Source organism: Pseudomonas sp. MF6767 (assembly GCF_016405475.1).
In the GTDB taxonomy this organism is placed as follows: domain Bacteria; phylum Pseudomonadota; class Gammaproteobacteria; order Pseudomonadales; family Pseudomonadaceae; genus Aquipseudomonas; species Aquipseudomonas paracarnis.
Genome location: NZ_JAEKCY010000004.1, coordinates 54477 through 80534, shown reverse-complemented (window position 1 = coordinate 80534; position 26058 = coordinate 54477). Strand labels below are relative to the sequence as shown.

At 59.1% G+C, this 26058-nt stretch carries 25 protein-coding genes and 2 pseudogenes; 16 read left to right on the top strand and 11 right to left on the bottom strand.

The window, feature by feature from the left end; all coding sequences use genetic code 11:
* Window positions 1–118: 118 nt before the first annotated feature.
* Both cysQ and nudE read right to left on the bottom strand, forming a co-directional pair.
* Window positions 119–955, bottom strand: a complete 837-nt coding sequence (cysQ, locus tag JFT58_RS08885; protein ID WP_034125507.1) for a 3'(2'),5'-bisphosphate nucleotidase CysQ — start codon at window positions 953–955, stop codon at window positions 119–121.
* Complete coding sequence (nudE, locus tag JFT58_RS08880) at window positions 952–1518, bottom strand: ADP compounds hydrolase NudE (RefSeq protein ID WP_014716485.1); 567 nt, start codon at window positions 1516–1518, stop codon at window positions 952–954. The genes cysQ and nudE overlap by 4 nt, the downstream gene beginning before the upstream one ends.
* Before the next feature lie 87 nt (window positions 1519–1605).
* Here nudE and yrfG point away from each other — a divergent pair, with 87 nt between their 5' ends.
* Window positions 1606–2268: a GMP/IMP nucleotidase gene (gene yrfG / locus JFT58_RS08875; RefSeq protein ID WP_054896644.1), complete on the top strand. Its 663-nt coding sequence runs from the start codon at window positions 1606–1608 to the stop codon at window positions 2266–2268.
* Window positions 2269–2314: 46 nt separating this feature from the next.
* Here yrfG and lysM read toward each other — a convergent pair whose 3' ends face one another.
* The gene (lysM, locus tag JFT58_RS08870) at window positions 2315–2755 is read right to left on the bottom strand and encodes a peptidoglycan-binding protein LysM (protein ID WP_032894105.1); all 441 of its coding nucleotides are present in this window, start codon (window positions 2753–2755) and stop codon (window positions 2315–2317) included.
* 242 nt (window positions 2756–2997) lie between these two features.
* Between lysM and fdhD the strand changes: the two genes are divergently transcribed.
* The 3 genes from fdhD to JFT58_RS08855 all read left to right on the top strand — a co-directional run bounded on the left by fdhD (window position 2998) and on the right by JFT58_RS08855 (window position 7014).
* Window positions 2998–3837 carry a formate dehydrogenase accessory sulfurtransferase FdhD gene (fdhD, locus tag JFT58_RS08865; RefSeq protein ID WP_003187702.1) on the top strand — a complete coding sequence of 280 codons (840 nt, stop codon included), beginning with the start codon at window positions 2998–3000 and terminating at the stop codon, window positions 3835–3837.
* A complete protein-coding gene (locus JFT58_RS08860; RefSeq protein ID WP_014716483.1) occupies window positions 3834–6182 on the top strand; it encodes an FdhF/YdeP family oxidoreductase in 2349 nt (782 codons plus the stop codon). The genes fdhD and JFT58_RS08860 overlap by 4 nt, the downstream gene beginning before the upstream one ends.
* A gap of 349 nt (window positions 6183–6531) precedes the next feature.
* Window positions 6532–7014, top strand: a complete 483-nt coding sequence (locus JFT58_RS08855) for a glycine zipper domain-containing protein (protein WP_034125502.1) — start codon at window positions 6532–6534, stop codon at window positions 7012–7014.
* Window positions 7015–7160: 146 nt separating this feature from the next.
* Here the strand turns inward: JFT58_RS08855 and JFT58_RS08850 are convergent, their stop codons facing one another.
* The 3 genes from JFT58_RS08850 to JFT58_RS08840 form a co-directional block, all read right to left on the bottom strand.
* Window positions 7161–7592 (bottom strand): acyl-CoA thioesterase, encoded by a 432-nt coding sequence (locus JFT58_RS08850; RefSeq protein WP_054896645.1) that lies wholly within the window; start codon window positions 7590–7592, stop codon window positions 7161–7163.
* Between the two features lie 12 nt (window positions 7593–7604).
* Entirely contained in the window at window positions 7605–9542 is a 1938-nt protein-coding gene (locus tag JFT58_RS08845; RefSeq protein WP_054896646.1) for a RecQ family ATP-dependent DNA helicase, read from the bottom strand.
* A 224-nt stretch (window positions 9543–9766) separates the two neighbouring features.
* Window positions 9767–10942: a tetratricopeptide repeat protein gene (locus tag JFT58_RS08840; protein WP_054896647.1), complete on the bottom strand. Its 1176-nt coding sequence runs from the start codon at window positions 10940–10942 to the stop codon at window positions 9767–9769.
* Window positions 10943–11117: 175 nt separating this feature from the next.
* Here JFT58_RS08840 and JFT58_RS08835 point away from each other — a divergent pair, with 175 nt between their 5' ends.
* The 6 genes and pseudogenes from JFT58_RS08835 (at window position 11118) to JFT58_RS08815 (ending at window position 14161) form a co-directional block, all read left to right on the top strand.
* Window positions 11118–11288, top strand: a complete 171-nt coding sequence (locus JFT58_RS08835; protein WP_087149535.1) for a YhfG family protein — start codon at window positions 11118–11120, stop codon at window positions 11286–11288.
* Window positions 11288–11479 (top strand): annotated as a pseudogene (locus JFT58_RS30220) (cell filamentation protein Fic); the annotation flags it as partial. The gene JFT58_RS08835 and the pseudogene JFT58_RS30220, both read left to right, overlap by 1 nt.
* Window positions 11454–11702, top strand: a pseudogene (locus tag JFT58_RS30215) (hypothetical protein). The pseudogenes JFT58_RS30220 and JFT58_RS30215, both read left to right, overlap by 26 nt.
* Window positions 11703–11991: 289 nt before the next feature.
* A complete protein-coding gene (locus JFT58_RS08825; protein WP_054896649.1) occupies window positions 11992–12468 on the top strand; it encodes a hypothetical protein in 477 nt (158 codons plus the stop codon).
* A gap of 281 nt (window positions 12469–12749) precedes the next feature.
* The gene (locus tag JFT58_RS08820; RefSeq protein WP_034125858.1) at window positions 12750–13106 is read left to right on the top strand and encodes a DUF1493 family protein; all 357 of its coding nucleotides are present in this window, start codon (window positions 12750–12752) and stop codon (window positions 13104–13106) included.
* A gap of 191 nt (window positions 13107–13297) precedes the next feature.
* Window positions 13298–14161: a DMT family transporter gene (locus JFT58_RS08815; protein WP_229999887.1), complete on the top strand. Its 864-nt coding sequence runs from the start codon at window positions 13298–13300 to the stop codon at window positions 14159–14161.
* 50 nt (window positions 14162–14211) lie between these two features.
* On the opposite strand, the gene JFT58_RS08810 is transcribed toward JFT58_RS08815, so the two are convergent.
* Both JFT58_RS08810 and hslO read right to left on the bottom strand, forming a co-directional pair.
* On the bottom strand, window positions 14212–15753 hold the full coding sequence (locus JFT58_RS08810) for a phosphoenolpyruvate carboxykinase (RefSeq protein WP_005783824.1): 1542 nt from the start codon (window positions 15751–15753) through the stop codon (window positions 14212–14214).
* A gap of 179 nt (window positions 15754–15932) precedes the next feature.
* The gene (gene hslO, locus JFT58_RS08805; RefSeq protein ID WP_054920269.1) at window positions 15933–16835 is read right to left on the bottom strand and encodes an Hsp33 family molecular chaperone HslO; all 903 of its coding nucleotides are present in this window, start codon (window positions 16833–16835) and stop codon (window positions 15933–15935) included.
* Between the two features lie 124 nt (window positions 16836–16959).
* On the opposite strand from hslO, the gene JFT58_RS08800 reads away from it, so the two are divergent.
* A complete protein-coding gene (locus tag JFT58_RS08800) occupies window positions 16960–17763 on the top strand; it encodes a phosphatase PAP2 family protein (RefSeq protein ID WP_034125497.1) in 804 nt (267 codons plus the stop codon).
* Window positions 17764–17899: 136 nt separating this feature from the next.
* On the opposite strand, the gene JFT58_RS08795 is transcribed toward JFT58_RS08800, so the two are convergent.
* Window positions 17900–18307 (bottom strand): RNA-binding S4 domain-containing protein, encoded by a 408-nt coding sequence (locus JFT58_RS08795; RefSeq protein WP_003236026.1) that lies wholly within the window; start codon window positions 18305–18307, stop codon window positions 17900–17902.
* Between the two features lie 116 nt (window positions 18308–18423).
* Here JFT58_RS08795 and rimA point away from each other — a divergent pair, with 116 nt between their 5' ends.
* Genes rimA through rimK form a run of 3 tightly spaced genes read left to right on the top strand, consistent with a single transcriptional unit; the run spans window position 18424 to window position 20601 of the window.
* On the top strand, window positions 18424–19203 hold the full coding sequence (rimA, locus tag JFT58_RS08790; protein ID WP_054896652.1) for a S6 modification regulatory phosphodiesterase RimA: 780 nt from the start codon (window positions 18424–18426) through the stop codon (window positions 19201–19203).
* Window positions 19204–19216: 13 nt separating this feature from the next.
* Window positions 19217–19699 carry a retropepsin-like aspartic endopeptidase RimB gene (gene rimB / locus JFT58_RS08785; RefSeq protein WP_003187676.1) on the top strand — a complete coding sequence of 161 codons (483 nt, stop codon included), beginning with the start codon at window positions 19217–19219 and terminating at the stop codon, window positions 19697–19699.
* Complete coding sequence (gene rimK, locus JFT58_RS08780; RefSeq protein WP_003187674.1) at window positions 19696–20601, top strand: 30S ribosomal protein S6--L-glutamate ligase; 906 nt, start codon at window positions 19696–19698, stop codon at window positions 20599–20601. Before rimB ends, rimK begins: the two co-directional genes overlap by 4 nt.
* Window positions 20602–20741: 140 nt before the next feature.
* Here the strand turns inward: rimK and JFT58_RS08775 are convergent, their stop codons facing one another.
* Entirely contained in the window at window positions 20742–22055 is a 1314-nt protein-coding gene (locus JFT58_RS08775) for an ATP-binding protein (RefSeq protein ID WP_003187671.1), read from the bottom strand.
* A 117-nt stretch (window positions 22056–22172) separates the two neighbouring features.
* A complete protein-coding gene (ompR, locus tag JFT58_RS08770; protein ID WP_003187669.1) occupies window positions 22173–22913 on the bottom strand; it encodes an osmolarity response regulator transcription factor OmpR in 741 nt (246 codons plus the stop codon).
* A gap of 357 nt (window positions 22914–23270) precedes the next feature.
* Between ompR and JFT58_RS08765 the strand changes: the two genes are divergently transcribed.
* A complete protein-coding gene (locus JFT58_RS08765) occupies window positions 23271–25595 on the top strand; it encodes a Tex family protein (RefSeq protein ID WP_054896653.1) in 2325 nt (774 codons plus the stop codon).
* On the top strand, window positions 25595–25978 hold the full coding sequence (locus tag JFT58_RS08760) for a PaaI family thioesterase (protein WP_052199927.1): 384 nt from the start codon (window positions 25595–25597) through the stop codon (window positions 25976–25978). The genes JFT58_RS08765 and JFT58_RS08760 overlap by 1 nt, the downstream gene beginning before the upstream one ends.
* Window positions 25979–26058 lie beyond the last annotated feature (80 nt).

Here is a 26058-nt window from a genome sequence, read left to right as displayed (position 1 = left end):
CAAAAAACAACTGTGGGAGCGGGCTTGCCTGCGATAGCGGTGGATCAGCCAATACCTGTATGACTGACACTCCGCCATCGCGGGAAAGCCCGCTCCCACATTTTGCTCTGCAGTGGCCTTAAGATCTGGCCAGGGTCAACAGCCGCTCACGCCACGCCGCCTTGGCCGGCAACGCCAGAAAGAACGGGTTCAGCAACGACTCCCGCGCCGGGTAACTGAACGGCTTGCCATTCAACTCCAATACTTCACCCCCAGCTCCTTCCAATACACCCTGGGCCGCTGCGGTATCCCACTGCGAGGTCGGCGCCAGGCGCGGATAACAATCGGCACTGCCCTCGGCTAATAAGCAAAACTTCAAGGAGCTGCCGATATTCGCCAGTTTCAACTCGCCCAAGCCTTCACTGAGGCCATTGAGCAGGCGCTCCTGCTCAGGGCTGGTATGACGACGGCTGGCCACCACCGTAAAGGCCTCACCCGAGGCCGGGGCCTGGCGTACTTGAATCTGCTTGGGCGCTGCATTGACGTCCGACCGCCAAGCCCCCAGGCCCGCGCCGCCGAAGTAGCAACGGCCAGTGGTCGGTATCGACACCACGCCGAACACCACGCGGCCCTGTTCGATCAATGCAATATTGACGGTGAACTCTTCACTGCCAGAAATGAATTCCTTGGTGCCATCCAGAGGGTCTACCAACCACCAGCGCTGCCAGCCGGCACGCACGCTCTGATCGATATCGGCGTCCTCTTCAGACAGCACTGGAATGCTTGGGTCCAGCGCGGTGAGGCCTGCGAGAATGAGATGATGGGCAGCCAGGTCGGCAGCCGTCACGGGAGAATCATCCGCCTTGGACGTCACGGCTACCTCGGCACGCCAGTACGGCAGGATGGCTTCACCCGCCTGCCGAGCCAGTTCAATGACCGGTGCGATAAACGGGTGGCCTAAAAACAGTTCGCTCATGCGGTGAACGCTCCACGCTGGGTCAACAGGTCTCTCACCAGATACAGCGCAGCCAGGGCGCGACCTTCGCTGAACTGCTCGTTTTGCGCCAGCGCCGACAGCTCACGCAGGTTGACCCGGTCTACCCGCATTGGTTCGGGCTCATCACCTTCAAGACGCTCTTCGTAGAGATCGGTAGCCAACACCACCTGGATCTTCTGGCTCATATAGCCGGGCGACAATGACAGCTCGGTGATGTGCTCCAACTGCCGTGCACCGTAGCCGGCCTCTTCCTTGAGTTCGCGGTCTGCCGCTGCAAGCACGTCTTCGCCGGGCTCGATCAGGCCTTTGGGCAACGACAATTCATATTCGTCAGTGCCGCCGCAGTATTCTTCCACCAGCACTGCATGATCTTCATCGATCATCGCCACAATCATCACGGCGCCATAGCCCGTGCCACGCCCGACAAGACGCTCATAGGTCCGCTCAACGCCATTGGAAAAGCGCAATTGCACTTCCTCCACGCGGAACAAACGGCTACTGGCGACTATTTCGCGGGCGAGGACAGTGGGTTTCTGGCGCATAAACGGCTCCTTGGCGTGATCGGGTTACTATACCGTGGCTTTTCCGATTGTCTGTGTCGGATATTTTTACTTACATGAGACCCCACCATGCCCTCTCTGCCCTGGCACGCCATCGACACCGTCCTGCTGGACATGGACGGCACCCTGCTCGACCTGCATTACGACAACCACTTCTGGATGGAACACCTGCCGCAACGCTATGCCGAACTGCACGGCGTAAGCCGAGCCATGGCCGAGATGGAGTTGCAGCCACTGTTCGAGCGTAACGCCGGACAGTTGCAATGGTATTGCCTGGATTTCTGGAGCGCCGAGCTCAAGATCCCGGTGCGCGAGCTCAAATTGGAAACCGCCCACCTGATTGCCCTGCGTCCGGATGCCGATACCTTCCTGGCGGCGATCAAACAGGCCGGCAAGCGCGTGATCATGATCACCAACGCTCATCGTGATTCGCTGTCATTGAAGTTGGAGCGCATTGAACTGGCGCCGTATTTCGAGCGATTGATCAGCTCTCACGACTACGGTTTCCCCAAGGAAAACCCGCAATTCTGGGAGGCCTTACAAGCGGATATCCACTTTGACCCGGCCCGTAGCCTGTTTATAGATGACACTTTGCCAATCCTGCGCAGTGCCCGGGATTTCGGCGTGGGACATTTACTGGCAGTGAAAGAACCTGATAGCAAAAAAGGCTCAAAGGACACCGCAGAATTTGCGGCCGTCGGGGATTATCGAGAACTCATCGCCGGGCTTTGATCAAGTGTGGGAGGGAGCAAGCCCCTCCCACATTTTGTTCTGCGTATTACTCAGGGATGCGCAGTGTCTGGCCCGGGTAGATCTTGTCCGGGTGCGACAACAGTGGCTTGTTAGCCTCGAAAATCTTGTTGTACTTATTCGCGTCGCCATAGACCGTTTTAGAGATTGCGCTGAGAGTGTCACCGCTTTTCACAACAACAAAGCGTGAAGCCACCACGACTGGACCACTGACAGTAATCTGGTCATCCACACTTGCCACGCCGGCAATGTTACCCAGCGCCAACAGGATCTTCTCTTTCTCTTCCTGCGTGGCCACTTCACCGGTCACCGTGACCTTGTCGCCATCCACCGTGGTCTGCACGTTTGGATTACCCAGGCCCACCTTGCTCACATGCTCCTTCAACTGCTCACTGGCGTTCGCATTACCCGGCGTCAACAGGTCGACAATCTTTTCGCCGGCTTCTTTGATAAAGCTAAAAATACTCATGGTGCGCTCTCCTTGGGATTTAATTTCCAGATGCCCAAGACTAGACCAGTCCTGCCGACTTGGGTTCCAGACTGGCTAAAGACTCAAAAGTATCCAACTCACCCCTGCTTGGAATAAGCCCGACGAAAACGCGGGTGAACCTTGATCGACGCCCTCTATCAATAGATCAATACTGGCGATTAGACGTGACCCTTTGTCGCGCCTAGTCTAAACACTGATCAATCCGCCGGTGGTACTGCCCCATGAACGCCAAGCGCCCTCACTGCGCGGCGCCCGCTCTCGAATCGACCGCGCCCGTCGCCAGCCAGAGCTATCACTATTGCAATCTTGAACACACTGAAGTCGCCAGCACTGCGCTGGCCGAAGAAGTGGCGTTGGCGATTGCCTACAACGATATCAGCCAGGCGGTGATGCTGGTGACGCCTACGGACCTGGAAGACTTCATTGTAGGCTTCAGCCTCGGCAGCGGCATTATCACCGACGTTAACGACATTTATGACCTGAAAATCAGCGGGTCAGGCGCAGCCCAGTACGCCCAGGTACAGGTTTCCAGCCGTGCGTTCTGGAACCTCAAGCAGCAACGCCGCCAATTGGCGGGCACCAGCGGCTGCGGCCTGTGTGGCGTGGAAGCGGTAGAGCAAGCATTGCCCGACCTCCAGGTACTGCCCGGCGCGCCCTTGCCGCCGGCGCAGTGGCTCGACGGCCTGCGCCAGCGTATCAGCGCATTCCAACCCCTGGGCCAGCACAGCGGCGCCGTGCATGCGGCGGTTTTTATGAACAGCCAGGGGGAATTGCTGATGGGTCGCGAAGACATCGGCCGGCATAACGCCCTGGATAAATTGATTGGCGCGTTGATCCGCCAAAAGATTCCGACCGACGGCGGCCTGGCGATTGTTACCAGCCGCTGCAGCCTCGAATTGATTCAGAAAGTCTTGCGCGCGGGCATCCAGACCCTGGTCAGCCTGTCGTCGCCCACCGGCCTGGCCCTGCAATGGGCACGCCGGCACAACCTCAACCTCATCCACCTGCCGCAAAAAAGCGCGCCACGGGTCTATAGCCCTGCGATGGAGCACCAGCCATGAGCCTTCACCACCAAGCCGACCAGACCCCAACCCCACGCTACAAGCCCTATAAAGGCCCAGCCGGTGGCTGGGGCGCCCTGATCAGTGTGGCGCAAGCCTGGCTGACCAGTGACAACGCCCTCAAAAACCTGCGCATGATGCTCAAGACCAATCAGAACGGCGGCTTCGACTGCCCGGGCTGCGCCTGGGGCGACTCGCCGGAAAGCGGCATGGTCAAGTTCTGCGAAAACGGCGCCAAGGCGGTCAACTGGGAAGCCACCAAGCGCCGCGTCGATGCGGCCTTCTTCGCCAAGCACAGCGTCACGGCGTTGCTGGAGCAAAGCGACTACTGGCTGGAGTACCAGGGCCGCCTGACGGAGCCAATGCGCTATGACGCCGAGACCGATCGCTACCTGCCCATCAGTTGGGATGCCGCGTTCGACCTGATCGGCAAGCACCTCAACGCGCTGCCCAGCCCGAACATGGCCGAGTTCTACACCTCGGGCCGCGCCAGCAACGAAGCCGCCTACCTGTACCAGTTGTTCGTACGCGCCTTTGGCACCAACAACTTCCCGGACTGCTCGAACATGTGCCACGAAGCCAGCGGCGTAGCCCTGGCGCAGAGTGTCGGCGTGGGCAAAGGTACCGTAACCTTTGATGACTTCGAACATGCCGATGCCATTTTCGTCTGGGGCCAGAACCCCGGCACCAACCACCCACGCATGCTTGAGCCGCTGCGCGAAGCGGTGAAACGCGGCGCTCAGGTGGTGTGTATCAACCCGCTGAAAGAGCGCGGCCTGGAGCGCTTCCAGCACCCGCAACATCCGCTGGAAATGCTCACCAACGGCGACAAGCCGACCAACACCGCCTACTTCCGCCCGGCGCTGGGTGGCGATATGGCTATCTTGCGTGGCATGGCCAAGTTCTTGCTGCTGTGGGAACGCCAAGCCCTGGCCGAAGGCAAGGAAGCGGTGTTCGACCACGACTTCCTCAATGAGCACACTGCCAACGTCCTGGAATACCTGGGTCAGATCGACGACACCTCGTGGGAGGAGATCGTCGAGCAGTCCGGCCTGACCCTGGTGGAGATCGAGCAAGCGGCACGCATGTACGCCAAAGGCAAGAATGTAATCATGTGCTGGGCGATGGGGATTACCCAGCACCGCCACTCGGTGCCGACTATCCAGGAAATCGCCAACCTGATGCTGCTGCGCGGCAATATCGGCCGCCCAGGTGCCGGGCTGTGCCCGGTGCGTGGCCACAGTAACGTACAGGGCGACCGCACCATGGGCATCAACGAACGCCCACCGGTGGCGTTTCTGGACGCGCTGGAGCGTCGTTTCCAGTTCCAGGTGCCTCGCGACAATGGCCATAACGTGGTGGAAGCGATTCACGCCATGCTTGAAGGCCGCTCCAAAGTCTTTATCGGCCTGGGCGGCAACTTTGCCCAAGCCACGCCAGACAGCACGCGTACCTTTGAAGCGCTGCGAAATTGCGACCTGACCGTGCAGATCAGCACCAAGCTCAACCGCAGCCACCTGATGCACGGTAAAGATGCGTTGATCCTGCCGTGCCTGGGCCGCACCGACATAGACATCCAGGCCGACGGCCCGCAAGCGGTGACGGTGGAAGACTCGTTCAGCATGGTCCACGGCTCCAACGGCCAACTGCAACCGCTGTCGAAACTGATGAAGTCCGAGCCGGCGATCCTGGCGGGCATTGCTGCCGCCACCCTGGGCAGCAAGCCCGTGGATTGGAACTGGCTTGTGGCCGACTACGGGCGCATCCGCGACCTGATCGCCGACACCATCCCAGGCTTCAAGGACTTCAACGAGAAAATCAAACATCCAGGCGGCTTCTATCTGGGCAACTCCGCCGGCGCACGCCGCTGGAACACTCCATCAGGTCGCGCCAACTTCCGCCCGAACATCTTGCCCAAAGACCTGATCCACGAACGCACCCACGCCACGGGCCGAGTGCCGGACCTGATCATGCAGTCGATGCGCTCCCATGATCAGTACAACACCACCATCTATGGCCTGGACGACCGTTATCGCGGAGTCAAAGGCCAACGTGACGTGCTGTTCGTCAACGAAGCCGACATCATCCGCCTGGGCTTCAAGCCGGGGCAGAAGGCAGACATCGTGTCGCTGTGGGAAGACGGTCGTGAGCGCCGCGTGAAGGGCTTTACGCTGCTGGCATTTGATATTCCGGCGGGGCAGGCGGCGGCTTACTACCCCGAAGTGAACCCGTTGGTGCCGTTGGAAAGCACTGGCGACGGTAGCCATACGCCAACGTCCAAGTTTGTTGCGATTCGCTTGGAAGCGGCGAGTGACAGTGGGTTGATCATGGCGCGCTCGGCCTGACTCGATCCGAGATATGTGTTGCTTGAACTAACGCTTTCGCGGGCAAGCCCGCTCCCACACTGGGATGGGTTCAACATTGAGACTGTGTGGACCGATCTGATGTGGGAGCGGGCTTGCCCGCGAAGAGACCAGCACAAGCACCGCACATTCTGCAGGCACAAAAAAAGGCCGCTTTTGCATAAAAACGGCCGTTCCGAAGTAGCTAAAGACCCGTAAAAACGACTTAAGTTCCCCATACAAAACAGCAACTTAGCAAATTGTATACAACCTCTGCCGCCGGTCGGATTTCGATTGTCAGCGCCTCGATACAACCTCAGGATCGCGCCGTCATCCCTTGAGGTTTCCCTGAATGAAGTTCTCCTCGATTCTCTTGTTGTCCCTTGGCCTGGTCAGTGGCGCAGCCATGGCAGGCGGCACCACCGAAGCCGGTGTAGGCGGCGCATTGGGTGGGGTACTAGGTTCTGTTGTCGGCCAGCAGTTGGGCGGCAACACCGGTTCGACCATTGGCGCGGCCCTGGGCGGCGCAGGCGGTAGTGCAGTCGGCGCCGACAAACGTAGCCGTGGCGAAGCCGCCATTGGTGGCGCACTGGGCGCAGCCGGCGGTAACGTCGTAGGGCGCAGCGTTGGCGGCAGCACCGGTGCACTGATCGGCTCCGCAGCCGGCGGTGGCGCGGGCGGCGCGCTAGGCAACTACATGGGTAACGAAAGTGATCGCGACAGCCGCCATTACCGCGATCGCGACCGTGATGATCGTCGCTACTACCGCGATGGCCACCCAGGTCGCGGCCATGCCTATGGGCATCGCAAGAACAAGCATCGTTATCGCGACTGATAAACCCGCGCTCTGACGAACACATCCGATGTGGGAGCCGGGCTTGCCCGCGATAGCAGTGAATCAGGTTTAGACGTACTGCCTGATACTGCGCCATCGCGGGCAAGCCCGGCTCCCACATTTGGTCTGTATTGCTTGTAGGTGCGTCAAACCAGCAGCCGCTGCATCGCTTCGCGCAACATTCCCGGAATCGGCACTGGCTGGTTCGAGGCTCGGTCCACAAACACATGGACAAAGCGCCCCGCCGCACGCGCCTCCTCCTCGCCCGCCTTGAATACCGCCAGCTCATACTGCACCGAGCTATTGCCCAGCTTGCCCACCCGCAGACCGACCTCAATGCACTCGGGAAAAGCGATCGAGGCGAAGTAATCGCAGGCCGAACTCACCACAAACCCCACCACTTCACCGTCATGAATATCCAACCCGCCCTGTTCGATCAGGTAGGTATTAACGGCTGTATCGAAGAAGCTGTAGTAAGTGACGTTATTCACATGGCCGTAGGCATCGTTGTCGTGCCAACGCGTGGTGATCGGTTGGAAGTGGCGGTAATCGTCGCGCACAGGCGTTGAGTCAGGCATCGGCAAGTCTCATCAAAGTTGATCCAATTGAGCATGGGCCCAGTCGCGCACCTCGGCGTAGGGGTAGTCTTCCAGCGCAGCAAAACCGGGAATGCCTCGCGCCTTCAACTTGGTAAACAACGGTACGCTGATACCGCCAAGGAAACGCGTCAAACGCTCCGCATTCGGCAAGTGCCCCGTGTGCTCATGATGCCTGTGGATAAAATCACCGCACAGCCCCATGAAGTTTTTATCCACAAGCGGCGGCAAGCTCGGCGGCGCCGGCAGATGGGCGACCTGGCCGTGGCATACCGAACAATGCCCGCAACGCCGGGGCGCATTATCATCACCAAAGTAGTGCGCCAGACGTTGCCCCAGGCAGTGGTCGGTGGCGAACAGGTCGAGCATGGCGTGAATCCGCGCGACCTCCGTCACCTCATGCTGCTTGAAGCCTGTGTATAACTCGGCGCTTAACGCGTGGGGGTCGAAATGGGTGTCGAGCAAACTGTAGACCTCAGTCATCTGCTTGCTTTCGAGCTCGATCAGGCCCTGCTCCTGAAAATAATCCAGTGCCTTCACCACCCGACTACGCTCGGCATTGTGCTGTTGATAAAGCGCATCGAAATCGACCGTCGCCCAGGTTTTAGCGCGCTTGCACACCTGGATGATCGCCGCGACAAACTGCTGCCGCTCGCCGGAAAAACGCGCCAGCAAGGCTTCGGGTTCGATCAGGTATTTGAAACGGTATTCCGCATAAAACGCATAGCGCGGCGCGATCACGCCCTTGAGCTCCAACTGCACCAGGAGCGTCTTGAGCGGCAACTCGCGAATATTGCTGTGGTCCGACAGCGACCTGAGCAGGAACTCCCACTGCCCTTCACTACGCGCGGCCTGCAATTCCTCCAGTACGCGCAAAATGCCGTCCTGCTCCGGCGTATCACCGTACACGAAGTTTTCCAGCACATTGAGGCTGTCGCGGTTGGCCAACACCAGGCAATCCGACGGCTGCCCGTCACGCCCTGCGCGGCCGATTTCCTGGCTGTAGTTCTCGATTGACTTGGGCAGGTCGAAGTGCACGACATTGCGGATGTCACTCTTGTCGATGCCCATGCCAAACGCGATAGTTGCGACAATGCAATTGGAACGCCCGCCCATGAAACGCTGCTGGATACCTTCGCGTTTTTCATGGGGCAGCCCCGCGTGATAAGCCTCGGCCTGAATACCGTGGCGGTTCAGATGCTCGGAAATCTGTTCGGCGGTTTTCTGCAAGGTGACGTAGACAATACTCGGCTGGTTGGCCCGCGCTTTCATCCATTCCAGCAGCCTGCGGCGTTTGTCGTGGCCGCTGACCGGTTCCACCAGCAGGTTGAGGTTGGGGCGATAGAAGCCCGTGGTCACTACATCTTCGGCAGCAATGGCGAACTTGGCCTGCATGTCGGCGATCACCTGGGGCGTGGCCGTGGCCGTCAGCAACAGCGCCTGAGGGATGTTGAACTGGCGCTGGTAGTCCGGCAGCTTCAAATAATCCGGGCGGAAGTTGTGGCCCCATTCGGAGATACAGTGCGCCTCGTCTACCACCAGCAACGAGATCTGCACGCTGTTCAGGAAATTACGGAAACGCTCGTTCTTCAAACGCTCCACGGAAATCATCAGAATCTTGAGCTCGCCCGATCGCGCACGGGCCATTACATCATTGGCCTCATCACGGCTCTGGGCCGAGTCGATACTGCCCGCCGAAATGCCATGGCGCTGCAGGAAACCCAACTGGTCCTGCATCAACGCCAGCAACGGCGACACCACCAGCGTCAGGTGCGGCAGCAACACGGCCGACAGCTGGTAACACAAGGATTTGCCCGACCCCGTAGGGAAAATGGCGGCGGCAGATCGCCCAGCCAGCACGGCGCTGACCGTCTCTTCCTGGCCCAAGCGAAAGTGTGGGTAACCAAAGACCTGCTGGAGGGTGTCGTGCATAAGGCTGTCACTCCATTGACCGCTGAGTTGGCTCAAAAACATAGCCCGGGATTCTCAGCGAATCGAGAAAGGTCGCGAGGAAAAAAGAGACAGGATGATACACAGAGGGAAGGATGGCTCAGGGCCGAAGTGGGACTTTTCCGAGAAAGTAACAAGACGCAGCAGATACAAATGTGGGAGCTGGCTAGCCCTCTCCCACATTTCAAAACCGTGCTACTGCTGAATCAGCGGTTTTGCACCCGCTCGATCGCCGTGTCATACACCGGGTTGGCCTTTTGCTCCTTGGCCAACTGGTAATGACGCAGCGCATCCGGGAACTGCCCGGCCGCTTCATAGATGCGTGCAATGTTGTAGTAGGCACCGGCACGCACAGTCGCGGCATTGGTACCGGTGGCCAGGGCGATAGCCTTGCGGTTGGCCCAGATCGACTCCGCGGTATTGCCGGCTTTCTGATACGCCAGGCCAAGGTTGCCGTAAGCCTTGCCGAAGCTGTTATCCAGCTCGATGGCTTGACGGAAGAAGTCGATGGCCTGGTCCAGGTTACCGGCCTGGTAGGCCGCTTCGCCCTTGAGGTTCAGCTTCTTCGCATCGGCCTGTACCGACGAGCTCACTGTCACGGCGGTGACGGCCACGCTGTCGTCCAGCAAAGGCTTGACCTCGTTGAGTACATCTTCGGCGCCAACTCTCACGCCGGTGAAGGTGTTGATGTCCTGGAAGTCGCCACTGCCGGTCATGCGGAACACGGTCCACAGGTTGCCCGTGCGGTTCTGCGGCACATAGTAAGTGCGCACCAGGGATTGCCCCATGTACACGAACACCTTGGCCTCACTGTTGGACAATTCGCTGGAAGTGGGAGAGCCGCTGTTGGAATAGTCGTGCACGGCATAGACGTAGCTTTCGCCGTAATGCTTTTTCTGCAGGGTGATGGTCTCCGGGCCAAAGCTATCGGTGTCATCCACGTCCAGTTCGGCGTCGGTGCCCTTTTTATTGTTGAAGAAGATGTTATTGCCAGGGAAGATCATATGGGAGTCGAGGTCGCGCGGAGCCTTGCCCCAGGTCAACACCACACGCAGGCCGTCGAGATTTTCCATCACCGGGCTGATGGCATAGGTCATGCCTTTGCACGGGCACTTCACCACCAGGTTGGAATAGCCAGGCTTCTTGATGATCAGCAGGTTGCTGGCATCGTCAGCCGCTTCACTGGTCAGCGTTACCTGGCCTTGCGCGTTGGTACGGCCCACCACGTTCTGCGCGCCATTACGTTGCAGCAGCACTTCGGCATCGGCGATTTTCTGGTCCTTGACCACCGCGCTGAGCACTTCAATCGGCAACTGCTCGGCCTGGGCAGAAAACGCCACCGCACACAAAGATATCGCCGAGGCGACACGAAGCAAACCCATGCTTAACTCCCTTTAAGTAGTGGGCGGAATCGCCCTGCAAGATTTTGCGGTGAAACATACGCTGAAATGAGCTCGCTGGCAGATTTTTTATACAAGTTGTGACGGGCGTTTTATCCCGCCTACCGAGCTACGCATTGCGCTACAATCAAGCCTTGCTTTCCAAGAGGACGCAGCGATGAGCGAACTGACGTTTGAGCAAAAACAGGATCACTATCACAAGATCCGGCGTTCCAATTACTTGGCCAGTCTGCGCCTGGAAGGGTTCGATACCCAACCGACCGACGTCGACAAACCCCTGCCGACACGCGAAGCCGTCCTTGCCAAGTACCGCAACACCTCTAGCTGATGCTCGACAAATACGGGGTGGGCCAGGCCCCATACTGCTACCCCGGTAGCAGCACTCTGCGCAACCGCCTCCATTTGCTCGATGAGGCACGCCTGCACCAGGCCGAGCGGGAATTATCCGAAATCGCCGTAGGCAACCTTCCACTCTTTCCGCCGCCCTACGACCTTGATCGCCTGTCACCCGCTTCTCATCGACACTCAAGCATCAGCCAAAGACATCCAATCCGCCGCCCACCAGCGTATCCGCGCCGCCAGCGACTGATTGGAAACTTTCTCTTGCCTGACCTTCGAACACGCTGACCTCAAAGACATTTCCCACATCATTAATGCGCTGTACCTGCTCGTTCAGGACGGCTGTGATTTGTTGGAAGCCGCGCAACACGTTCAGCTGCAACCTGAACAAGCGCAAGTCTAAGCAACACCTGTGTAGGAGCGAGCTTGCTCGTGAAAATCGCCAACGATGACGCGGTAAATCAGAAAAAACGCGGCGCCCTTGAGTTTTTCGCGAGCAAGCTCGCTCCTACAACTGATCAGCTTTACCCATCACATCGTTGCAAGCCATAAATGCCGGAGGCTTTTGTAAGATACTGCCAAACGTCACGCCATCCGTTTCCCAAACTGCTTCAAATACCCGTTCAACCCTCTATACCAGTTACGCGTAGCCGACTGAACATAACCTCCTATCAACTGTCTCGGAAAAAACCGTGAACATCGAAAGGACTCAATATATCGGCCACTATGGCATCACTTTCACGGTAATTCGACTCACCGTGATGCCAAGCAATCGACAAGAGCTAGCCACACTTTGCTTGCTGGAAGCAAAAGCTTCAGCGATAGAGGTCCGCTTGCGGCTTCAGAAGTTGTACGAAAGGATGCTCGCCCGAGATCTACCCTGCGTCATGACAGTGGCCGTCTCAAAGCCACTGACCAGGAAGCACGCAGATAGCTTGAACAATCGGAACAACCTCATAAAAGAAATCATTTCTGGCGCAGTTGCAGCCCCTGTCGGGATCATATCCAGCAAAGCAGAATCGATAGTCGAGAACGCTATCAGCGATTTGATTTCTCGCAGGATCCGCAACTTTCACAGCGCAGACATCGTCATCGGCCTGGATGCTCAGGTCAGCGGTGGCATAGGCCCGCAGCGCTCAAGTGTCTCAATGCATGTGCACTCCAGATGAACTTTAGTCAATGGCTTTACCTACAAACAGCGCTATTGTTCGCTCTCCATCTGCTGCTGTATTACAAAATCACTGACGGCACGTTAAGAACGCGTTTCGCCGTTACCTTCATCGTAACGGGACTGCTTCTGTTGTTCTGGCTACCCTACATCGCCATTGTCCTGAACATTCAACTTCTTCCCCTGGCCTTGTTCTTGATAGGCTTGGTTCTCTTCATCACGCGAAACAAATACCGCCTGCAACGTGACAGGCCCCCTCACCCACTCCTGCGTGCCCCCACCATGAACCTGGCCCCCAACTTCCCAGAAGACCCTGCCATGCAGCAACTTGTGCAATTGCTGCATGAAGAAATCGGCTTGCCAACACACAAGACCATTGGCTTGCACACCTCACTGAACTTCGACCTCGGGTGCGATGGTGCTGAGGCCAAGCAATTCATGGAGGCGCTGGAGCAGGATTTTGGTGTCGACCTGAGCGACTACGACGCTTATCGTTACTTCCAGCCGCCGGTGTTCGACGTGTTCCTGAAGCGTCGCGCCAAAGGCCGTGGTGACAAGATTCCGCTGACCATCGGCATGCTCTACCTGGCGATCAAGACCCACCGCTGGGACACGCAGACGCTGGAAAACCTGAGCTGAATCCAATGAAGGATTTTTTGTAGGAGCGAGCTTGCTCGCGAAAAACTCACAGGCGCCGCGTTCATTCAGCAAGCACGCGTTATCGTTGACGTTTTTCGCGAGCAAGCTCGCTCCTACAGTATTAGGGCAAGCCTGCTCCCACACTGGATCTGCGCTAATCTGGCGAGCCGTATAAATAACAAGGACCTTACATGGACGTAACAATGGGCCTGCTGGCCGCCCTGCTCTGGGGCGGCACGGACTTTCTGGTGGGCCTCAACGCCCGAGCCGTTGGCGTAAAACGCGCGGTGTATTTCGGCCAAGCCCTCGGTTTTTTGATCATGACCCTCCTGCTGGTCATTTTCCCAGCCTTCCTTTTCAAATCCCTTGATGCACCGTTAAGCGTTTGGCTCCTGGGCGTCGCCGCCGCTCTGCTGACGGTGTCCGGCGCCCTTGCGCTGTCCAAAGCCTTTGCCTTGGGCAAAGCGGCCATCGTCGCGCCATTGGTGACGTCCTATGGGGTCGTGACCACCTTGCTGTCCTGGGCCAGCGGTGAACACATCAGCCTGATACAACTGGGCTGCATCGCCCTGTGCGTGATCGGCGTTGTGCTGTCCAGCATTCACAAGGACAACGGTACGCCTCACAACAACCCGCGCCTGTCCATTGCCTACGCCATGTCCGCCGCAACCCTGTACGGCACCAGTTTCTGGCTGCAAGGTCGCTACACACTGCCAGCGCTGGGGCCAATCACCATGTTGTGGCTGGGTTACCTGGTGGGCTTGTGCGTGCTGGTGGTGATGGTGCTGAAGATCAAGGATGGCTTGAAGATCCCGCCGCTGAAAAATTGCGCGACGTTGACCGGTGCGAGCTTGATGAACCTCGGCGGGTTCTCGGCATTTTCGTGGGGCGCGATGGCCGGCTCGGTGTCGGTGGTGACGGTGATCAGTACGCTCTCTGGAGGGATCGCGGCGATCCTGGGGTTTGTATTTTTCAAGGAGCGTTTGTCAGCGGTGCAGGTCGCAGGCGTTGTACTGGTGCTGGTCGGTGCAGTGGTACTGCACATCGCCGACTAATCGCCCATAAAAAAGCCGCCTAAGAGGCGGCTTTTTTACAACGGCGAATCTTACAACTTAGGACCCGCCGCCTTGATCGCATCGCTGACTTCAAACTTCTTGAAGTTTTCGATGAACAGGCCAGCCAGCGCTTTCGCTGCTTCGTCGTAGGCAGCCTTGTCAGCCCAGGTGTTGCGTGGGTTCAACAGGCCGGTTTCAACGCCCGGTACGGCCAATGGCACGTCGAGGTTGATGGTGTCCAGGTGTTCGGTTTGCGCACCGATCAACGCACCGCTCTGGATCGCTGCAATCACGCCGCGAGTGGTCGGGATGTTGAAGCGTTTGCCGACGCCGTAGCCGCCGCCGGTCCAGCCGGTGTTGACCAGGTAGACCTTGGAGCCGAAACCACGGATACGCTTGATCAGAAGCTCTGCGTATTCGCCAGCCGGGCGTGGGAAGAACGGCGCGCCGAAGCAGGTGGAGAAGGTCGACTTGATGCCGCTGCCCGAACCCATTTCGGTCGAGCCCACCAGAGCGGTGTAGCCGGACAGGAAGTGGTAGGCCGCTTGTTCTTCGCTGAGGATCGACACAGGCGGCAGTACGCCGGTCAGGTCGCAGGTCAGGAAGATCACCGCGTTTGGCTCGCCGCCCAGGTTCTTCTCGGAACGCTTGGCAACGTGCTCCAGCGGGTAGGCGGCACGGCTGTTCTGGGTCAGGCTGACGTCGGCGTAGTCGGCGTGCTTGGCCTCGTCGATCACGACGTTTTCCAGCACAGCGCCGTGCTTGATAGCTTTCCAGATAACCGGCTCGTTCTTCTCGGACAGGTCGATGCACTTGGCATAGCAACCGCCTTCGATATTGAACACCACGCCTTCGCCCCAGCCGTGCTCGTCGTCACCGATCAGGTAACGGCTTTCGTCGGCGGACAGGGTGGTCTTGCCAGTGCCGGACAGGCCGAAGAACAGGGTCACATCGCCTGCTTCGCCAATGTTGGCGGCGCAGTGCATCGGCAGCACGTCGGCAGCCGGCAGCAGGAAGTTCTGCACCGAGAACATGGCTTTTTTCATTTCACCGGCGTAACGCATGCCGGCAATCAGTACTTTTTTCTGTGCGAAGTTGAGGATCACGCAACCGTCGGAGTTGGTGCCGTCACGCTCTGGCACGCACTCGAAGTTGGCCACGTTGAGCACTTGCCACTCTTCACGACCGGCCGGGTTGTACTGGGCCGGGTTGATGAACAGGCAACGACCGAACAGGTTCTGCCAGGCAGTCTGGGTGGTCATTTTCACGGCCAGGTAGTGGTCTTCTGCAGCCCCTACGTGAACATGGGAAACGAAATGCTCTTGCGCGTTATTGAACGCCTCGACGCGAGCCCACAGGGCATCGAACTTGTCGGCCGGGAACTTGCGGTTGATCGGGCCCCAGGCGATGGCGTCCTGGGTGGAAGGCTCTTCAACGATGAAACGGTCAACCGGCGAACGACCGGTGCGGTGACCGGTTTCTACGACCAGCGCGCCAGTATCGGCAAGCACGCCTTCACCGCGCTGCAGGGCTTCTTTGACCAGATCGTCAACACTCAGATCGGTGTATACGGCGTTATTGGCTTGCGTCATGAGGTTCCCCGTCGGCCTATGGCCGAGTGCTCCAAACGTTTTGTAGTAGAAAGTTGCGCACTACTACCGCGAAAAAAGTGGGCCGGATTATGCCAGAAAAGCCCAAAAAGAGTAGGGCCCTCCCGTCAGAACACCTCTAATCCGGCGTTTGTCAGGTGATTTACCTGTGCTTAAACGTTTTAGTGGCGGGTGTCGGAAGGGGTGTCGCTGCCTGCGCCGGCGAACAATTGCGCTACATCAGCCGCGTCGAACAGGTAGCGCTGGTTGCAGAACTGGCAGTCGATCTCGATATGGCCGCCATGTTCCACCACCAGATTTTGCGCATCTTCCAGGCCCAGGCTGACCAGCGCGTTACCGGAACGCTCGCGCGAGCAACTGCAGTGAAAATGCAGGCCCTGTGCGTCGAACAGGCGCACGGCCTCTTCGTGGTAGAGGCGGTGCAGGATGGTTTCGTTGTCCAGGCCCAGCAGTTCTTCGGCCTTCAAGGTGTCGGCCAAGGCGATGATATGCCGCCAGCTTTCGGCACGATCATCCTCATCCTTGATGCGATCGGCCGGCAGTTGTTGCACCAGCAAACCACGGGCGCGCTTGCCGTCGGCGTTAAGCCAGAACTTGGTGCCCACTTGCTGGGACATAACGAAGTAGTTGGTGAAGCATTCCGACAGGGTCTGGCCGTCGAGGTCGACAATACCCTGGTACCGCTGGCCTTCAGTCGGGTCGACAGTCAGTGCCAGGACGCCGTTGGGCATCAGGTCGGCCAAGGTGGCATCTGCGGCAATCTGGTCAGCCTCGTAACGGGCCAGGCCACGGATCTCGCGCTCGCTCGAGCACTCGATCATCAACATGGGCACTGGCCCTTCGGAACGAGCCTGCAAGATCAGCAAACCGTCGAACTTCATGGTGCCCACCAGCAGCGCCGCGGCGGCCATCAACTCGCCGAGCAATTGCGCGACCGGCTCCGGATAGGCGTGTTTGGCAAGGACTTCGGCATAGCTGAGCTCCAACGAAACCATCTCGCCGCGGGCATCGCTTTCATCGAAGATGAAGCGTTGGGTGAAGTCGGTATCCGGTAGATCAGTCATAGGTCTGGGTATCTGAAGTGATGACAAAATGATTACAAGGTTTATAAAATTAAACGCTTTAGCACCATCTTGGTGCGACTTCTCCTGAATTCAAGGAGCTGAATAGAGCGATGAGGGACAGTTTATGAACAATCCGGGTTTGTTCCAAGCCAACTGGAACCTCCGGCGATGGGCTCTTTGCAATCTACTCGCTATCGGACTGCTGTGTTTTTGGCTGTGGCCCACGGGCCAGATGCTCTGTGTGATTTTCGACGAGTGGCTGTTTCATCTGCTCAATGGCCCATTGGCCACGAACTCGACCTGGCTACATGTGTGGGCCGTGGCCAGCCTGCGGCCGTTTGATGCAGTGGTCGGCGTGATTTTGCTGGCGCTGTTGATCCGCGGCGACTGGGTGTTCAAGGCCGTACAGGTGCGCCAGGCGTTTTTTGGCTTCCTCGGCATTCTGCTGCTATTGCTTTTTATCCGCATGCTGTTCTCCAAACTCGCGGCGCACATGGGCTGGCAGCACAGTAGCCCGTCGATGGTCATCAGCGGCGCGATTCAAATGAGCGACTTTTTCCCAGGGCTGGAGAAAACCTGGGAATTGAAGGACCGCTCGAGCCAGAGCTTCCCCGGCGACCATGCTTCGGTGCTATTGATCTGGGCGATGTTCATGAGCGTGTTCGCCCGGCGCATCGGCCAGGTGCTGGTGATCTGGGGCCTGGCGCTGCTGTTCATGATGCCGCGGCTGGTAGCCGGCGCGCACTGGGGCCAGGACGATTATATCGGTGGCGTACTGCTGGCGCTGTTGGCGCTGGGGTGGGGGTATTACACGCCGTTTGCGGCGAAGGTGTCGGGCGCTTTGTTGCGAATGACGGCGCCGCTTTTCGGGCTACTGAGCAAGTTGCCCGTTATTGGGCGGTTGAGTGTCATGCGCACAACTCCGTAACCCCCCAGGGCTAAAAGTGGGAGCGGGCTTGCTCGCGAACGCGGGGTGTCAATCAATGCATCTGTGCCTGACCCACCGTATTCGCGGGCAAGCCCGCTTCCACATTTGATCGAGTTTGCATGGGCGACTCGTGCAATCAATCGTCATTGCCGCTGCCGCGAAACTTGAACAGATCGCGGCGCTGCTTCTTGCTCGGCTTGCCGTCAGTGGTCAGGCCTGAAGCCCCTGCCTTGCGCATGGCCGCAGCGTTTTCGCGCTTGGCGATGCTGGCTTCGGTCTCGGCATACAGTGCCTGCGCTTCAGGCGCGCCCCGGCGGACGATGGAAAGCGCCTGTACTACGATGGTTTTTTCATCAAAGCCTGTACGAATCTGAAACTCGTCGCCGACGCGCGGCTCCTTTCCCGGCTTGCAGCGCTCGCCGCGATGATGCACCTTGCCGCTCTCGATAGCGGCCTTGGCCAGAGCGCGGGTCTTGTAGAACCGCGCTGCCCACAACCACTTGTCCAGCCGGACCTTCTCTTCCTCTTCCTGCTTTTGAGCCACTTGAATTCCTCGCTCTGAAAAATGTCGCAACTTTACCGTTGAAACCCTTCGACGCATAAACCCCAAGGCTCACCTAAGATACGCCAGGTAGCACCCTGTTTTCGCGAGGATACGCCGTGACCGACTTTCCCCTCTCACTCACCTCGCCCAACCAGCGGTGCGTGGGTTGCCAGCAAAGCGAGCCTCTGGGGTTCGATTTCGCGTTCGCCTACCAGCCTATCGTAGACCTGCGTGACCATTCGATCTTCGCCAACGAAGCCTTGGTGCGCGGTCCCCAGGGAGAAGGCGCGCTGTCGGTGCTGGCTCAGGTCAACGAAACCAATCGCTACCGCTTCGACCAGCGCTGCCGGACCAAGGCCATCGCCGGTGCCGCAGCCCTGGGCATGCAGACTCACCTTTCCATCAACTTCATGCCCAATGCTGTATATCGTCCGGAACTGTGTATCCGCAGCACTCTGGAGGCCGCCCGGGCGCACAATTTCCCGCTGGACCGGCTGATTTTCGAGACCCTGGAAAGCGAGCACGTAGATAACTATCGCCATTTGACGAATATTCTGCGTGAATACCGCGAATTCGGCTTCAAGACCGCCATCGACGATTTCGGCGCGGGCTATTCGGGGCTGAACCTGCTGGCCGATTTCCAACCTGACTTGATCAAGCTCGACATGGCGCTGATTCGCGATGTCGACCAGGATCGTGTCCGTCAGGTGATCGTCCGGGGGATTGTCACAATCTGTGAGCAGTTGGGGGTTACTGTCATCGCCGAGGGCATCGAAAGTGCCGGCGAGCGCGACTTCCTGTCCGACTGCGGAATATTTCTGATGCAGGGCTTCTGGTTCGCCAAGCCTGCATTCAAAGCGTTGGCTGAGGTATCTCCTCAAGCCTGGGCGAATTGACCGGTTAACCATATTGAAGACATTTGACCATTTGACCGTTGTGGGTCTGCGTGAGTGGGTGGCACTTCCCGACTTGGGAGTGGCGGGCCTGCGGGCGAAGATCGACACCGGTGCCAGTACCTCAAGCCTGCACGCCACCGATATCGAGCCCTTTGAGCGCGACGGTGAAAAGTGGGTGCGTTTTACCGCGCACCTGGGCAGCGTGGTGCAACTACGTCACCGCCGCTGTGAAGCGCCCCTGGTGACGATGAAAACCATCAAGAGCTCCAACGGCCATGCACAGGTGCGCTACGTGATCAGCACTACCCTGGCCCTGGGTGATCGGGTATGGCGGGTGGAGTTCACCCTCGCCTGTCGCAAAGCCATGCGTTACCGCCTGCTGCTGGGCTCCAAGGCGCTGATTGACGGCCAGTTGGTGGTCAATCCAGGCCTCAAGTACGTTCAAGACAAGCCGGTGTTCCCGGTCTCCACTATTTCTGCCCCAGGTGCTGCATGAAGATTGCTGTGCTGTCGCGAAACCCGCGTCTGTATTCCACCCGTCGCCTGGTCGAGGCCGGCACTGAACGTGGCCATGAAATGGTGGTGATCGACACGTTGCGTGCCTACATGAACATTGCCAGCCACAAGCCGCAGATCCACTACCGGGGCAAACCCCTGGAAGGCTTTGATGCGGTAATCCCGCGTATCGGCGCTTCGGTGACGTTCTATGGCTGCGCGGTATTGCGCCAGTTTGAAATGATGGGGGTGTTTCCGCTGAATGAATCCGTGGCCATTGCGCGCTCGCGGGACAAGCTGCGCTCCCTGCAACTGCTGTCGCGCCGGGGTATCGGTTTGCCGGTCACCGGTTTTGCCCACTCTCCGGACGACATTCCCGACCTGATCGAGATGGTCAATGGCGCACCGCTGGTGATCAAGGTACTGGAAGGCACCCAGGGCATCGGGGTGGTGCTGTGTGAAACAGCAACGGCGGCGGAGTCGGTGATTGAGGCGTTCATGGGCCTCAAGCAGAACATCATGGTGCAGGAGTACATCAAGGAAGCGGGCGGCGCGGACATTCGCTGCTTCGTGGTGGGCGACAAGGTGATCGCAGCCATGAAGCGCCAGGCCAAGCCCGGTGAGTTCCGCTCCAACCTGCACCGTGGCGGCAGCGCCAGCCTGATCAAGATCACCCCGGAAGAGCGCATGACCGCGCTACGGGCGGCCAAGGTGATGGGGCTGAGCGTGGCGGGTGTGGACATCCTGCGCTCCAACCATGGCCCCCTGGTGATGGAAGTAAACTCATCGCCTGGCCTGGAAGGGATCGAAACCACCACCGGTAAGGATGTGGCGGGGATCATCATTCAGCATCTGGAAAAGAATGGCGGGCCGAATATGACTCGGACCAAGGGAAAGGGCTGAATACCCACACCTGCCACACGCCGCAAACCACTGTGGGAGCTGGCTTGCCTACGATGACGCCGGTACATTCAACATCGTCGTTGAATGAACTACCGCTATCGCAGGCAAGCCAGCTCCCACATTTGCATTCATATTGCTTGTTAGACAGCGTCTCGAGGCAGCATCAACCCCAGCGGCAGCCGCACCCGCGCTTCCAACCCGCCGCCTTCACGGTTGCGCAACTCGACATTGCCGCCATGCATCGACGCAATCCGCCGCACAATCGCCAACCCCAACCCGGTGCCCTTGCCTCCTCGGGCGCGGTCACCACGGGTGAAGGGGTTGAAGATACCCTCCAGCTCAGCCGGGTCGATTCCTGTGCCACGGTCCATCACGCTCAGCACCACGTAAGGCGCGGCACTGTCGCCAGAAACGTACGCCGCCACTTCCACATCGGAACCGGCATGGTGCAAGGCGTTGCCAATCAAGTTGTTCAGCAGGCGCTTCATCGACACCCGGCGTAATGCGAACGGCTGGATCGGCTCCAGGCGCGTGCGCACCTGCTCACCATTCTGGTTATAGGGCGCAACCACCTCACGCACGAGGTCGGTGAGGTCGACCTCCTCGACCACTTCATCCCGCCCGTCACGGATGAACGCCAGGAACTGGTCCAGAATAGCGTCCATGTCCTCGATGTCGCGCACCATGTCATCGGTGAGGTCGGTATGGTCCCCCATCAACTCCAGGGACAACCGTAATCGCGTCAGTGGCGTGCGCAAGTCATGGGACACCCCCGCCAGCATCAACTCGCGTTCGCGCCCGGCCTGTTCGACATCTTCTGCCATCTGGTTGAAGGCGCCGTACACCTCGGTCATCTCACTGGGCGTGTCGCTGACCGGCAAGCGCACACTGCGCCCCTGGCCCAGTTGGCGAGCGGCAAACACCAGGCGCTTGAGGGGTTGGTTGAGCTGGCGGACGAAAATCCACGCGGACGCCGTTGAAAGCAAGCCAATGGCCAGGAACCAGCCCAACACGTTCCAGATTTTTTGCCCCCTCAGCGGGTGCGGATAAAGCGGAACCTTGATCCAGGCATCCCCCAGGCTTGGCGCTCGCACCCACAGCGCAGGCGAAACATGCATACGCAGCCGCACCTCGGTGTCGGCACCCAACTCGGCCTGCATCTGGCGCTGGTAGATCTCGCTGTAAGGCCAATGCTGCTCGCCTTCAGGCACACCAGCGCCGTCAACCCGCGTCAGCGTCGACGCCTTGGCTACTTTTTCGCGGTTCTCAGGGTCTACCGCCCAATAGCCACGCAACGTCAGGGCGACACCATGGCTGTACTGCCGGTCCACCAGCACGTCTTCGTTCATCAACAGATAAACCAGCGTGAGCGCCTTGGAAAACAGAACGACAATAAGCACCAGCCAGAGGGTGCGGGAGAAGAAACTTTGTGGGAACCACAGCGGGGTTTTCATAGATGAAAGCTGCACACCTTGCAGGAACGAGCGGCGCTCGCAGAATTGCAGACGCCGGGCATCCCGTCGCCCCTCATGGAGTCAAACGCCAGGATACCCGCCCCTGCAAATCATCGGTCACTTGGTTGCGGTGCCATCCGGCACAAACACATAACCCACACCCCACACCGTCTGGATATACCGCGGCTTGGACGGGTCTGGCTCGATCATCCGGCGCAATCGGGAAATCTGCACGTCGATGGAGCGCTCGAGGGCGTCCCATTCCCGGCCACGGGCCAGGTTCATCAGCTTGTCACGGGTCAGCGGCTGGCGAGCGTTCATCACCAGGGCCTTGAGCACTGCGAATTCGCCGGTGGTGAGCATGTGCACTTCTTCACCGCGCTTGAGCTCACGGGTGGCCAGCGACAATTCGTAATCGCCAAAGGTGACGCTTTCGTCTTCGCTGCCCGGTGCACCCGGTACCGCCGGTGCCTGGCGACGCAACACGGCCTTGACCCGCGCCATCAGCTCATCGGGGTTGAACGGCTTGGCCAGATAGTCATCAGCGCCCAGCTCCAGCCCCTTGATGCGGCTCAGTTCATCGCCCTTGGCGGTGAGCATGATGATCGGGATCTGATTGTTCGCACCGCGCAGGCGCTTGCAGGCGGTGAGGCCGTCTTCACCGGGCAACATCAGGTCGAGTACGACCAGGTTGAAAACTTCACGCCCTAACAGACGATCCATCTGTTCGGTGTTCGGCACCGCGCGGGCACGATAGCCCTTGGAGTTGAAAAAACGCTCCAGCAGGCTGCTCAGCCCCGGATCGTCATCAACGATGAGAATTTTTTCGCCTTCAGCAGTTTGTGCGGTGCTGCTCATTGGATGCTCCTCTTATCTCGGCGCGCATTATGGCGTAGCTGCCGTTATACGCACCGTGTGCATTGTTAGCAGATTTTTCATCTACTGCCAGCGAACCCGCGCCCTACAAGCTGCGGCGCAGTAGCCCCCAAGGGCGGAACGCTGGTTATAATGCGGCGCCTCCGTGCAGGGCAACGTCAGATCGTTACCGTTTGCTGCCGGGCTTTTTTTACCCGCTTGTCGTGACTTTTTCGATTTCGAGGGTCAATAGCCAGCCTCTTGACCCAGGCAGCGGCGCCAGTCGGGCCGCTCAACCAGCCTCGCCGAGCCTTGTTTTTACGGGCCGGCGCGCTGATTTTAAGAATTTCAGGTGGTTTTATGGACAGCATCAACAGCCGCATCGCCGAGGAACTCGGCGTACGCCCACAACAGGTCGAAGCGGCCGTCGCTCTACTGGATGAAGGCTCCACGGTGCCCTTCATCGCCCGTTACCGAAAAGAAGTAACCGGCAGCCTCGACGACACCCAACTGCGGCACCTGGAAGAGCGCCTGCGCTACCTGCGAGAACTCGACGAACGGCGTATCAGCATCCTCGCCAGCATCGAGGAACAGGGCAAGTTGACCCCGCAACTGGAACGCGACATCAAACTCGCGGACACCAAGACCCGCCTCGAAGACCTTTACCTGCCGTACAAACAGAAACGTCGTACAAAGGGCCAGATCGCCCTGGAAGCCGGCCTGGGTGATTTGGCCGATGGCTTGTTCAACGACCCATCGTTGACCCCGGAAACCGAAGCCGCGCGCTTCATCGACGCGGAAAAAGGCGTCGCCGACGTCAAGGCCGCCCTCGAAGGCGCCAAGTACATCCTGATGGAGCGCTTCGCCGAAAACGCCAGCCTCCTGGAAAAACTGCGTACCTACCTCAAGCAGGAAGCCATCCTCAGCGCCCGCGTCATCGCCGGCAAAGAGGAAGAAGGCGCCAAGTTCCGCGACTACTTCGAACACGACGAGCCGCTCAAAAGCATGCCGTCCCACCGCGCCCTGGCGATTTTCCGCGGCCGTAACGAAGGCATTCTCAGCTCCGCGCTGAAAGTCGGTGACGAGCTGCCGGGCACCATGCACCCGTGCGAAGGCATGATCGGTCAACAATTCGGCATCCAGAACCAGAACCGCCCCGCAGACAAGTGGCTGGGCGAAGTGGTGCGCTGGACCTGGAAGGTCAAGCTCTACACCCACCTGGAAACCGACCTGCTGGGCGAATTGCGCGACGGCGCCGAAACCGAAGCGATCAACGTGTTCGCCCATAACCTGCACGACCTGCTGTTGGCCGCACCGGCTGGCCCGCGTGCCACCCTGGGCCTCGACCCGGGCCTGCGCACCGGTTGCAAGGTCGCGGTGGTCGACGCCACCGGCAAGTTGCTGGACCACGCTACCGTGTACCCACACGTACCGCACAACAAGTGGGACCAGACCCTGGCGATCCTGGCCGCCTTGTGCGCCAAGCACGCGGTGGACCTGATCGCCATCGGCAACGGCACCGCCAGCCGCGAAACCGACAAGCTGGCCGCCGAGCTGATCAAAAAATACCCAGCCATGAAGATGACCAAGGTCATGGTCTCCGAAGCAGGCGCTTCGGTGTACTCGGCGTCGGAGCTGGCCTCCAAGGAATTCCCGGACCTCGACGTGTCGATCCGTGGCGCAGTGTCCATCGCTCGTCGCCTGCAAGACCCGCTGGCCGAACTGGTGAAGATCGACCCTAAATCCATCGGCGTCGGCCAGTACCAGCACGACGTGTCGCAACTGAAGCTGGCACGCGGCCTGGATGCGGTGGTGGAAGACTGCGTAAACGCCGTGGGCGTAGACGTGAACACCGCTTCGGTGGCACTGCTGGCGCGAATCTCGGGCCTTAACGCGACCCTGGCGCAGAACATCGTCAGCCATCGCGACGAAAATGGCGCGTTCAAAACCCGTGCTGCGCTGAAAAAAGTCGCACGCCTGGGTGAAAAAACCTTTGAACAAGCGGCCGGCTTCCTGCGCGTCATGAACGGCGATAACCCCCTGGACGCCTCGGCAGTTCACCCGGAGGCCTACCCGCTGGTGCAACGCATTGCCGCCGAAACCGACCGCGATATCCGTTCGTTGATTGGTGATGCCGCGTTCCTCAAGCGCCTGGACCCGAAGAAGTACACCGACGAAACCTTCGGTGTGCCGACCATCACCGATATCCTGCAAGAACTGGAGAAACCGGGTCGCGACCCGCGCCCGGAGTTCAAGACCGCCGAGTTCCAGGACGGTGTCGAAGACCTCAAGGACCTGCAACCGGGCATGATCCTAGAAGGCGTGGTGACCAACGTGACCAACTTCGGCGCGTTCGTGGACATCGGCGTGCATCAGGACGGTTTGGTGCATATCTCCGCGCTTTCGGAGAAGTTCATCAAGGACCCACGTGAAGCGGTGAAAGCCGGTGACGTGGTCAAGGTCAAGGTCATGGAAGTCGACATCCCACGCAAACGCGTCGGCCTGTCGATGCGCATGAGCGATACCCCCGGCGAGAAAATCGATGGTGCCCGTGGCGCTCGCCCCGGTTCGGCGCCGCGCCAGTCGCAGAACAACGCCCCGCGCAAGGAAACCACCACCGCCGCGCCAAGCAACAACGCCATGGCGTCGCTGTTTGCCAACGCTAAACAGTTGAAGAAGCGCTGATGGAAATTCCGGCCGGTTTGACCCAGAGCGCATTCAGCGAACTGATCGGCTGCCGCCTGCAACGCCTGGAAGAGGGCGTTGCCGAGGTGGCCCTGACCCTGGAGCCGCACCTGCGCAACCGCGCGGGCAAGCTCCATGGCGGGGCGATTTTCAGCCTGGTGGATATAACCATGGGCCTGGCCTGTTCCAGCGCCCATGGTTTCGACCAGCAGAGCGCCACCATCGAATGCAAGATCAACTATATTCGCGCTGTGGAAGACGGTGAGGTGCTGTGCACCAGCCGGGTGATCCACGCCGGTCGCCGCACCCTGGTGGTCGAGGCCGACGTGTATCAGAGCGAAAGACTTGTCGCAAAAGCACAGGGCACGTTCGCTGTCCTATAGCTCCCCACCCCCGATTTGAGTTAATTTCGGCGCTGCGATAACAGCGTCGGAATTTTCTCGCTGCGCTGTAGCCCAATTCA